Annotated in this window: 8 protein-coding genes; 6 read left to right on the plus strand and 2 right to left on the minus strand. The window is 53.0% G+C overall.

The window, feature by feature from the left end:
* The first annotated feature begins 85 nt into the window (after positions 1-85).
* The 5 genes from MK110_11795 to MK110_11815 all read left to right on the plus strand — a co-directional run bounded on the left by MK110_11795 (position 86) and on the right by MK110_11815 (position 6,391).
* Entirely contained in the window at positions 86-1,948 is a 1,863-nt protein-coding gene (locus MK110_11795; protein ID MCH2211978.1) for an ABC transporter substrate-binding protein, read from the plus strand.
* A gap of 61 nt (positions 1,949-2,009) precedes the next feature.
* A complete protein-coding gene (locus MK110_11800; protein MCH2211979.1) occupies positions 2,010-3,029 on the plus strand; it encodes an ABC transporter permease in 1,020 nt (339 codons plus the stop codon).
* Entirely contained in the window at positions 3,026-4,288 is a 1,263-nt protein-coding gene (locus tag MK110_11805; GenBank protein ID MCH2211980.1) for an ABC transporter permease, read from the plus strand. Before MK110_11800 ends, MK110_11805 begins: the two co-directional genes overlap by 4 nt.
* Before the next feature lie 28 nt (positions 4,289-4,316).
* Complete coding sequence (locus MK110_11810; protein ID MCH2211981.1) at positions 4,317-5,354, plus strand: ABC transporter ATP-binding protein; 1,038 nt, start codon at positions 4,317-4,319, stop codon at positions 5,352-5,354.
* A 53-nt stretch (positions 5,355-5,407) separates the two neighbouring features.
* The gene (locus MK110_11815; GenBank protein MCH2211982.1) at positions 5,408-6,391 is read left to right on the plus strand and encodes an ABC transporter ATP-binding protein; all 984 of its coding nucleotides are present in this window, start codon (positions 5,408-5,410) and stop codon (positions 6,389-6,391) included.
* Positions 6,392-6,498: 107 nt separating this feature from the next.
* Here the strand turns inward: MK110_11815 and argH are convergent, their stop codons facing one another.
* Entirely contained in the window at positions 6,499-7,875 is a 1,377-nt protein-coding gene (argH, locus tag MK110_11820; protein MCH2211983.1) for an argininosuccinate lyase, read from the minus strand.
* 32 nt (positions 7,876-7,907) lie between these two features.
* Positions 7,908-8,306 (minus strand): preQ(1) synthase, encoded by a 399-nt coding sequence (gene queF, locus MK110_11825; protein ID MCH2211984.1) that lies wholly within the window; start codon positions 8,304-8,306, stop codon positions 7,908-7,910.
* Positions 8,307-8,365: 59 nt separating this feature from the next.
* Between queF and MK110_11830 the strand changes: the two genes are divergently transcribed.
* Positions 8,366-11,986, plus strand: a complete 3,621-nt coding sequence (locus MK110_11830) for a hypothetical protein (protein ID MCH2211985.1) — start codon at positions 8,366-8,368, stop codon at positions 11,984-11,986.
* Positions 11,987-12,183: the final 197 nt, after the last annotated feature.

Consider the following 12,183-nt stretch of genomic DNA (forward strand, 5'->3'; position numbering starts at 1 on the left):
CACGGCATAACTTTTCTGCTAAATCGACGAAATCCGAAGAGTCGTCAGAACATCTCCTTCGGTGACGAGGCCGTTCAGGTAAACGATGAATCACCATACGAGACCATTTCTGCAAGTGACCGTGTTGAGCTGGGTGGCTCTGTGGGCTTGTTCTCAGACTGCCGCCGACCTGCCGGAGTTCACACAATCCTCAGAAGGACCCCCGCTGCGTATCGGACACTTTCCGATGCGCAGTGAGGGTCCCAAGTCACTTGATCCGATTCGTGGCTCGACGGTCTATGAAAATCGTTGTGCCAGCCAGATCATCGAAACCCTGCTGCAGTACAAGTATCTCAAACGGCCGTTTGAACTCGAACCACTGCTGCTTTCGGAGATGCCCACGTCAGCAGATCAGCGTACGTGGACGTTTCGTCTGAAGAAAGGAATTTGCTTTCACGATGACCCCTGTTTTCCCCAGGGTCGGGGCCGCGAACTGACCGCATCCGATGTGTTCTATTCATGGAAACGTATGGCGGACACTCAGGCCGGCTCAAAGGTCTGGTGGGTCATTAAGGATACGATCGTGGGGTTCGATGATTTCCGCAGAGAACAGCAGCGCCGGGTCGATTCAGGAGAAAAGTTTGACTACGACGCTCCGGTTGCCGGATTCACCGTTGTCAATGACTATGAATTTCAGGTGACACTTGTTCAGCCGTCCGCACGATTCTTTTGGGTGCTTGCAATGTTTCAGACCGGTGTGGTGCCCCGCGAAGCCATTGACAGATATGGCTCCCGTTTCGGACTGCGTCCGGTCGGGACAGGCCCGTTCGTTCTCAAACCCGGTGACTGGCAGTTCGGACTGAAAATGACATTCAGACGTAATCCGAACTATCACGAATGTCGTTTTCCACACGAACACATGCCGGAAGACGAGACGTACGGCCTGCACGAGGCTGCTGGCCGAAAACTGCCCCTGCTGGATGTCATTCATATCTCATTCTTTCAGCAGGATCAGCCGATGTGGCTGCATTTTCGCGCCAAAGATTTCGACTTCGCCCAGGTTCCGGCAGAAAATTTTCCTCAGGTCTTCACCAAACGAACTGTCAATCAAAAGACGACCGTGGCGCTGCGCCCAAGATGGAAGGATCAGGGCATTCGTTCAGTGGGCGTTCCATTGCTGGATTTCATTTTCTATGGTTTCAATATGGATGATGAACTGCTGGGTGGCATGTCCGAAAATAACAGGAAACTTCGACAGGCAATCTGCCTGGCTCTGGACTGGAACGAACGGAACGAAACGTTCTATAACGGATTAAATGTGGTGTATGACGGCGTGATTCCGCCATCACTGGACGGTCATCCTCCAACCGGTCAATCCCCTCACAGCTATCGTGGTCCGAACATTGAACGCGCCAGACGGCTGCTGGCCGAGGCCGGATATCCCGACGGGCGCGGCCTGCCGGTCATCGACTATTTCACTTCTCAGGGACGCAACAATCGCGAACAGAGTGAAATGTTGCGTCGACAGCTGGCAACAATCAACGTGCGGATCAAAAATAACCTGGTTGATTTCCCCACACTGATATCAACGGTCGATCGCAGAAAGGCTGCATTCTTTTCATTCGCATGGGGTTCCGACTATCCGGACGGTGAGAACAACCTGGCACTGTTCTATGGTCCGAATGAAAGCCCTGGGTCGAATCACTATAATTACAGGAACCCCGAGTATGATGCGTTATATGAGCAGATTTTGGGAATGCAGCCCTGCCCGGAACGCACTGCCATCTACGAGCGCATGCAGCAGATCATTCTTACAGACTGTCCGTATGCAGGCAGCATGGCGAGAACACGTCACTATGTGATTCACCATCGCATGAAGTACTTCAAGCCCGTTGAAACTTTTGAGAACTGGTTTAAGTACGTCGACATTCAGGATGACAGCTCGCAGATGGCTTCACGGGCCGATTAGCGTTCGCCCCGGGGCCGCGAGAATTTCCTGCAGATCCGCACTCAACAGAAAATGATTATCTATGTTGTTCCATCTGCTGAACGGAATGGCCGGGGCGGTCCCGTGGGAATATATCCTTCGGCGAACATTGTACTGCGTTCCGGTTTATCTGGGTATTGTTCTGCTGATGATGCTGGCACTGCGGGTTCGGGATCCGGTTCCGGCATTCATGGGGAAGAATGCAACCGTGGAAGAAATTGACCAGAGGCGACGTGACTACGGACTGGACCGGCCGTTCGTCGTCCAGTACGGAGTATTTGTCAGACAACTGCTGACCATGAACTTTCAGCAGGAAAGCTGGCAGCAGGAAGGGCGTTCAACTGGTGAAATTCTCCGCGGCGGTCTTGGTCCAACACTGGCGCTGACCGTTCCGGCGTTGTTTCTGACCACCGTTATTTCCGTTTCTGTTGCACTGGTTTCTGCCTGGTTTCGCGGGCGTTTGCCGGACCGCCTGCTGGTGATCAGTGCGGTGTTCGGCATGAGTATCAGTTTTCTGGTTTACATTATTGTGGGCCAGTATTTCCTTGGATTTGCCGTCAGGGGTTCCACAGGGGCCGCACCATTTGCGATCAGCGGATACGAAAGTCTTCAGCAGACGTCCCTTTTCGAATATGTCACCGCAAAATGGCCCTACTACTGTCTGCTCCCGGTGATGATCAGTGTCATCGTTTCGATGGGATACGACACGCGATTCTATCGGGCCGTCATGGTGGATGAATCGGAGCGGGATTACATCGTCACGGCCAGAGCTAAAGGAGCTTCCCAACCACGCATTATGTTTATCCATCTGTTGAAGAATGCCATGATTCCCGTGATCACGCGTGTGAGTATCAGCATTCCATTTCTGATCACGGGGTCATTCCTGCTGGAAATGTATTTCCGGATCCCCGGTATCGGTCGGGCACTGATCACTGGCGTCTTCCAGGCTGACTTTCCTGTGGTGCAGGCCATCGCCGCAGTATTTGCGGCAGTGTATCTTGCCAGTAACCTTCTGACTGACGTGCTCTATTCGATGGTTGATCCCAGGGTACGACTGTCATGACAACACCCCTGTCCCGTTCGCGAGTCTGGAGAAAGCTGCTCCAGCACCGCCCGGCACTCATCTCACTGTTTGTAATCCTCGCCTATGTAGGCGCAGGTGCGGCAGTACTGTGCGGGTGGGTAACGGTTGAACATACAGACGCAGCGTACGCTGCACCACAGATTCCGGGATTCGGATTGTTACCCGAACCTGACGAACGTATTGAAGATGTGGCCTGGTATCTGAACAGGATCCGGATTCCACTGAGCAGTCTGGATCCCGTAGAGGCGTTTCAGAATTTTCCCATTGAAGGTCTTGCTCCGGCAGACCTGTCGGTCGCAGAACTGCGGGCACGACTTGCCGCCGCCGACCGGCAGCTGATCGAGCTGCGCCACTTCCCGGACATTAACACATTAGTCGCTTCCGGAGGCAGTGACGGACAGCAGGCCATCATTCAGCTCCAGACACTTGAGCAGGATTCCGCAGCATTATTCACTCTGGCTCCGGGCGTAAGTCCCGCGGTTCGCCGGATACATTTGTCTCTCGGTACAGATCGCCTGGGTCGCTCGATTTTGTTACGAGCCGTTTACTCGATTCGTGTTGCGATCCTTGTGGGACTGGTAACGGGACTGTTGTCAGTTGCCACAGGAGCCACACTGGGGCTGGTCGCCGGCTATTTCGGGGGATGGGTTGATGTTGCAGTCTCGTGGCTGTATTCCACGTTCGCTTCGATCCCAAACATTGTGTTGCTGATATTGATGGTCTATATCTTTCGGGAAGGCACCATCGACGAAAAGATCAACAACGCCACCGGAGATTTGCTCAAAAGACTGCTGGGCGGGGTCCGACTGGATGAGACCCTGGTGCCTGTTTATGTCGCCTTTTGCGCTACGTTCTGGATCGGCCCGTGCCGTGTCATTCGTGGTGAAGCCTTAAAGCTTCGGGAACTTGAATATATTCAGGCAGCCCGGGTCCTTGGCTACGGTCGACATCGAATCCTGTTGAGACATCTGCTTCCAAACGTGTCGCACCTGATACTGATCAATTTCTCGCTGTTGTTTATCGGGGCGATCAAGTCCGAAGTTATCCTGAGTTTTCTTGGCCTTGGTGTTCAGGAAGGAGCCAGCTGGGGACTCATGATCAGTTTCGCAAAAGATGAAGTCGTAAACGGATTTTTCTGGCAGATCGGAGTCGCCACTGTATTCATGTTCGGCCTGGTTCTTGCTTTCAACATACTTTCAGACGGACTGCAGGATATTCTCGACCCAAAACACGTCTAAACCGTACGATCTAGAAGGATTCATTTCAGTGCCGTCACAAATTGATGGAACAATATCGACAGCCCCATCGGTGAACACAGCCGAAGTCGTACTGAGTGTTCGCAGTCTGGCAACCACATTTCGGACGGAACATGGCCCCGCAACAGCCGTGACAGACGTGAGTTTTGACCTGCACCCAGGTGAAGTTCTCGGTATTGTTGGAGAAAGCGGATGCGGCAAGTCTGTGACCGGCAAATCAATCATGCGGCTGCTGCCGGAACATGTCACGACTTACGGCGTGAACAGCAAAATCGTTCTGGGGAACGACAATCTCCTGAAGATGAACCGGAAACAGATGTGTGAAATTCGGGGGAACCGAATTGCCATGATATTTCAAGAGCCAATGACGGCTCTCAATCCGGTCTTCACTGTCGGATGGCAACTGGATGAGGCCCTCCGGCTTCATACACGGCTGAATCGTGCGGAACGTCGGACCAGGGCCGTCGAAATGCTGCGCACGGTTGATCTCCCGAATCCGAAGCGCAGGTATCATGAGTATCCTCATCAACTGTCCGGCGGAATGCGTCAACGTGTGCTGATCGCGATTGCTTTGTGCTGTGAACCGGAAATCCTGATCGCCGATGAACCAACAACGGCACTTGACGTGACGATTCAGGCTCAGATTCTGAAACTAATGGACAATCTGCGTCATCGGACCGGTACGGCTGTTTTGCTGATCACTCATGACCTGGGTGTCGTTGCTCAAATCTGCGACCGCGTCGTGGTAATGTATGCAGGACAGGTGGTCGAAACCGCACCGGTGAATGACCTGTTTCATTGTCCCGGACACCCGTACACCAGGGCACTGCTCGACTCAATTCCCCAGGCAGGCGGCAGAATCAAGGGCCGGCGTCTGTCCACAATTGAGGGGCTCGTTCCAGGACTGTTTCAAATGCCACAAGGCTGTCGGTTTGCCGCACGCTGTCCCGGACGCGAACAAAACTGTGTGGACGAACTGCCGGAAGTGCGGACATTCGGAACAGACCGCTGTATCCGGTGTCACTACCCGCTTCAGGATTCCCCTTAATCCGTTTTTCACCACCGAATTTCCGTTCGATTCTCTCTGAACGTCTCAAACAGATGGCACTTGTCGAAGTTGATAATCTTGGTAAATATTTTCCGGTCCGGGGGGGGATGCTCGGTCGACAAATCGCTCAGATCCATGCGGTTACCGATGTCACGCTGCGTGTGCAGCGAGGAGAAACCCTGGGAATCATCGGTGAAAGCGGGTGTGGGAAGTCGACACTCGGCAAACTCATTGTTCGCCTTCTCGATCCCACTTCAGGTGAAATCCGATTTGACGGGCACCCAATCCACCTCGCCTCTCATCGTACACTCATGCCGCTGCGTCGCCGGATACAGTTCATATTTCAGGATCCGTATTCGTCACTCAACCCCAAGATGACAGCCGGCCAAATGCTGTCGGAAGTGATTAGATTCCATCAGATTGTTCCGGCCCGACAGTGTTCGGGATACATTGACGAACTTTTGCGAATGGTTCAGCTCGGAACGGACGCCCGTGATCGTTATCCGCACGAATTCTCCGGAGGCCAGCGACAGCGGCTCAACATCGCCAGAGCTCTGGCAGTGAAACCCGAATTCATCATTGCCGACGAACCGGTCTCGGCGCTGGACGTGTCAGTCCAGGCACAGATTCTGAATCTGCTGATGGATCTGCGGGAGCAATTTGGCCTGACCCTGATGTTTATCAGTCACGACCTGAAGGTGATTGAACATTTTTGCGATAAAATGGTCGTGATGTATTTGGGTCAGCTCGTTGAAAAACTGTCGTGTGAGGACATACACGCAAACGCGAAACACCCGTACACCCAGGCATTGCTGCGGTCCAACCCGATCAACGACCCGCGGGATCGCAAAGAATTGTACATTCTGGAAGGTGAAGTCCCCAGTCCGCGCAATCCGCCGGCCGGATGTCCGTTTGTGACCCGATGTGAACTGGCCGAAGACCGCTGTCACACAGACCGACCTCAACTCGTGCAGATTAACAATCACCAGGAAGCCGCCTGCTGGCTGGTGAAAGAATCGGCAACAGAGACGGCCTAAAGCGACCAGAGAAACAGACAGGTTTCCTTTGACGAGCGTATCCAGGCAGATATCGCGTCGCTTTTCATTCAGATTCGGTCCGCACCGGAGTCGCCGCCGGCCGGATCTCAGACACCGATTTTCTGCTGCCACCATTTGACCCGATCTGCCACGGAGCTTTCTCCCCCGGACCCGAAACTGATCAGAGCCTGCATCGCGTTCTTTGTCCCCAGCACAGAATAGACATCTTCCTGTATCAGGTCGCAGGCAGACTGCAACTCTGACAGTGACAATTCGGCGAGGCGACAGCCACGTGATTCACAGACGGTAACCAGTTTTCCAACAGTTGTATGTCCGGTCCTCATCGGTACTCCCTGCCGAATGAGATATTCCATCAGTGCCGTTGCATCGAGAAATCCGTCTTCCAGACGTGACTCAATATTGTCCCGCTGCAGTTCGGCCCCGACCACAATCGACGGTGTTAACTCCAGACAGGATTTAACGGTATCCAACGCATCAAAAAGTGCCACTTTGTCTTCCTGTAAGTCACGGTTGTAGGCCATTGGCAGACTCTTGAGCAATATCAGCAGTTGCGGGACAGCAGCAATGACCCGCGCCGTTTTTCCGCGGATCAGTTCCAACACGTCCGGATTACGCTTTTGAGGCATGATCGATGATCCGGTTGTGTAAGAATCCGGAAATGTGATGAAGGAAAACTCCGTGGTAAACCAGATAATCCATTCCTCACACCAGGCACTCAGATGAGTCGCGATGAGTGACAACGTGAACACAAATTCGATCAGGTAGTCCCGATCACTGCTGATATCCAGACTGTTGGCGGCTACACCATCGAAGTTGAGCTCCTTGGCGGTGAAGTTACGGTCGAGGGGAAGCGATGAACCCGCCAGCGCAGCAGCACCCAGAGGTGAAATATTGACTCGTCCGCGACAATCCCGCAGTCGTTCACGATCTCGCTGAAATTTTTCGCAGTAGGCCAGCCAGTAATGAGCCGCCAGAACCGGCTGTGCCCGCTGCAAATGAGTATAACCGGGCAAAATCACATTCTCATCCTGTTCACAACGCTCCAGAAAGGCCTGCTGGCACTGCAGAAGCAACGCATCGACTTCATCGATACTGTCGCGTACATAAAGCCGCAGATCAGTAGAAACCTGGTCATTTCGACTGCGTCCGGTATGAAGCTTTCGACCGACGTCACCGATCCGGCTGATCAGAGCGTTTTCGATGTGCATATGGATATCTTCAAGATCCACACGGAACTCAAACTCACCCGCCTCAATTTCAGACCTGATTTGATCAAGCCCGTCGCAGATTTGCGTGCACTCATCAGAACGGATAAGTCCTGCGTGAGCCAGCATACGGGCGTGCGCCTGTGAGCCGCGCACATCAACCTCATACAGACGTCTGTCAAAGCTGATTGATTCAGTAAACGCTTCCACACGAAGATCGGTCTCCTGCTGAAACCGTCCGCCCCATGCCTTCGCCATGATTTATTCCCGAAAATTGTTCTGTCTGACAGTCAATCAGAGTGGTCCCCGTGTTCAACTGTGACGGAGGTGCGAAGACCACCACGGGGAGTAAATTCAGCCTGAATCCTGAGCCACTTCGGCTGGATGACTTCGATAAGATGGTCCAAAATCAGATTTGTAACCTGCTCGTAGAATGCGCCATGATTGCGATACTGCTGCAAATACATTTTCAATGATTTCAGTTCAAAACATCTCCTGTCGGCGATGTAGCTGATCGTCAATGTCCCGAAATCCGGCTGCCCGGTTTTTGGACAAACCGACGTGAATTCCGGAGCGACTGTTTCAATCACATAATCGCGACCAGGATATGGATTTTCGAATGATTCCAGAAGGTCCGGCGTGGGATCCGTCATGACATCTTTTCCGGTATTGAAATTGGACTTGATCATCCCTCAACTCTTATGATCATCATCCTGGATGATCACAACATCGCGAAGTCCGTTACGGCATGTTTCCTCGATTTGAAAACCTCGTCCCGGAGCAATTGGGTCCGATCTCCGCCAGTCTGGATGATTGCGGCTGGCTGCAGCCGCATCGGGCGGCCGAGTGTCTCATTGAACTTCGACGCCTGTGGCATGAATCTGTCGGATCTGACGGATCTGACGAGAACGTGCCGGAGTGGTACGTCATTCTCACGCGACTACTGAAGGAATCTCTGGCTCCGACAGCAACGCTGCAGTCGACGTGCGAATTTGTTCGAGTGACAAAGCATTCCGGCGATGCGTTCGGGTTATTTTCAGATTTACCCCGATCACTCGACATTCTGGCACGTTTCTCAATCGGAAGTCCCTATCTCACCCAGGTCCTGCTTCGGGATCCGCAGTCACTACCCTTTCTCGCGCAGCACCGCAGGATTTCAGAACTTAAATCCCGCAATGACTTCTGTGAAGAAGCCGGTCAACTGCCTGCTGGCAACGCCCGCTCCGTACTGCTGAATCTGAGACTCTATCAGCGACGCGAGCAGTTGCGCATCGGAATGTGCGATGTTTTCGGCCTGCTTAGTCTGAGGCACGTTACGTTACAGCTGTCCCTGCTTGCGGATGCGATCGTCTACATGTGTCTCGAATCCGCGATGAATGAATGTGGTATTACAGAACCTCCGTTTGCTGTCCTCGCTCTCGGAAAACATGGAGGTGAAGAACTCAATTACAGCTCCGACATAGATCTGGTACTGGTTGCAGACCGGATAAGTCCTCACTCACAGCTGGTAGCCCGCCGCATGGTGGACGGACTCCATGAACATCTCGGTACCGGTTTTCTATACCGTGTTGATCTGCGTCTGCGCCCGTGGGGCAGTGCCGGTCCCCTGGTGACAACGATCGAATCGTGGCTGGACTATCTGAAGAATCATGCGGGGCTCTGGGAAAAACAGGCTTTGCTGAAGGCTCGCTGCGTTACGGGTAATGCCGCAGCCGGTGACCATCTGCTGTCGGCAATTCCTCAACTTCTGTTTACGGAATCCGCTGACAGCGTTCGCACGGGGATACGGAGAATGAAAGACCGAATCGAACTCAGTTTACGGGGCAGGGCCGACACGGAAGTCAAACTGGGAACCGGTTCCATTCGGGACGTCGAATTCATCGTTCAGTCGCTGCAGTTAATTCATGGAGCAGTAGAATCTCGGATCGCCAGCGCAAACACGCTGGAGGCCCTGATTCGCCTCACCGATTTCGGGTTATTGTCAGCAGCCGAGTTTCAACAGTTACGGGATGGCTATGTGTTTCTGCGGGCGATCGAGCATGCTCTGCAGCTGCAGCATAATCGCCAGACGCACGAAATTCCGAGTCGGCCGGATTTGAGGGAATGGCTGGCACTTCGCGTCGACTACCCTGACACAGCTGCGTTCATGAAACGTTTTGACGAACACCGCCGGGCAATCAGGCATGTTTTCGACCGCAATTTTCCGTCTGATGGATCCGTCCGTCAGCCGATAACATCCCCGATTCCGGGTCCGTTTGCTCGCAAATCCACTGATCTGGGGGTGGATGACCGGGCATTGGCCGTACTACGAAGACAGCTGCAGGATGTCACTGACGGCCGCACGGTTGCTGTCGAACAGATCCGGATCAACTCGCGGCAATCTGTGCTGATCATCTGCATGCCGGAATATTCAGAAATGCTGACGATTGTCAGCGGTGTTTTATTTTCGTCAGGCCTTGATATTCGCCAGGGAACCGTTGCGACAGGTCCCGCTTCTTTATACGGGCTGGACATCCCACCAGGCATCTTTGCCGGCCGTCTGTCGATTGAGTCACAATCTTCGGAGTGTCTTCCGGACGATCTGCATCTCCTGGTGCGCAGTAAGATCGAACAATTGATTGCCGTCAATCGTCAGGATGGACCTGACGGGGTACGGCAGAAGCTGATCGCTCTGTTCTGTCAGCGTATGGAAACAACAACATGCAGCGTTGTGGTGCCGTCTGATGTAAGCATTATTGATTGTCCCGCGACAAATGAATCAGCTACGGTGGTAACAATTCGCTCAACGGACAGTCCCGGTTTTCTGTTCGAATTATGCAATGCGCTCAATCTGTGCGGGTTTAGGGTTCGTCAGGCCCGAATCGATGCCGTCAAAGACCAGATTCATGATGAATTGTGGATTACGGAACCGGGCCAACAGCATCCACTGAATCACCTCCGAATTCAGGAAATCCATACGGCAGTAATTCTGATTCAACAGTTCATGCTGTGGCTGCCAACGACAGCCGTCCCTGGTCCGGCACTGCTGCGATTTCGTCACCTGTTGCAACATCTGCTTCGCGACGGTAATCATGCTCAAAACGCCCGTATATTGCGCAATCCCGAAGTTCTGCGGCGCGTGGCACGTGTATTGGGGTTGAGTCGACATCTGTGGGAAGATGCCCTCCATCATGACTCGCATCTGATCGCCTTCCTGACCGCGCCCGACCAACTGCAGCAGCCGGTTGAAACCAGCACGCTGAAGCGGGAAGCGCAGACAGTAATCGAAGACACACACAAATCTTCGGACAGTGCCGGCGAAATCGCAGCATTGAACCGTTTTAAAGACACACAGCTCTTCCGGACCGAACTCAGACACGTACTCGGCTATTGCCGGGCATTCGGAGAATTCAGCCGCGAAATTACGGCACTGACCGAAGTGTGTATGGAAATGGCTGCCGAGACGGCATGGAAAGAACTGTTGAAACGCAATGCCAAAACCGGTCCGGCCCCGGACTGTCGGTGGACACTTGTCGGCCTGGGAAAGTTTGGGGGGGTGGAAATGGGGTATGGATCGGATGTTGAATTACTGCTCGTTTACGACAGCCCGAATCAGCAGCAGGATCGACGCTGGTTCGAACATTTAATCACCAGAACCGCAGATATAGTTGCTTCCCGTCGAGATGGAATCTTCGAAATCGATCTTCGCATGAGACCGTGGGGGCATGCCGGATCGGCGGCAGTCTCACTCGAACAGTTCGAGAAATACTATTCAGAAACAGGTAATGCCTGGCCCTATGAACGCCAGGCATTGATCAAAATGCGAAGTTTCGGACGCAATACAACATTTGGCACAACGGTCACGGGTATACGAGATCGAGTGATTTACGACAGCCGACCGTTCGACTTTGCGGCAATGGACGGACTTCGGGAACAGCAGGTCAGACAGCATGTTCGGCCAGGGACAATCCATGCAAAACTGAGTGAAGGCTGTCTAGTGGACCTGGAGTATTCAGTCCAGGCCTTTCAGCTGACGTTCGGCCAATGCCATCATCGTCTCAGGACCGCCAACACACTGGAAGCCCTTCAGGCCATTCAACACACGGAATTAATTCCAAAAGAAGTCTGCGAAACTTCAATGACGTCCTATATGTATTTTCGCCAGTTGATTGATTGTTTACGTATGGTGAGAGGAAATGCAAAGGACCTGATGGTTCCCTCTGAAGGATCGGATGAATGGCAACAGCTCGAGCGTCGGCTTGCCCGAATTTACAGTGACGAAGTCTCGCTTTGTGATCTGAACCACCATCGGAAAGTGGTCGAGCAACTGGAAACCTGTGTGCGGAACGTGTCCAAATCAGCCAACACCGCTGCGCAGGAACCAGACTAATCAGCATAGTATGTGCATTCCCGTCGACCGGCTCTCCTGTGCTGACGTACGAGTGTAGTGTCAGTCCCCCTGTAATCCTGACAAACACAATTGAACGATCGTTGACTGAATCAAAAATTACCTCTTGAGTTTCGGTGACAAACGATTCCCTATAAGTGCACTGGCGGCGAGATTCGCCGAAACAGCGCTTAACCCCT

This window comes from Fuerstiella sp. (assembly GCA_022447225.1).
Classification (GTDB): domain Bacteria; phylum Planctomycetota; class Planctomycetia; order Planctomycetales; family Planctomycetaceae; genus S139-18.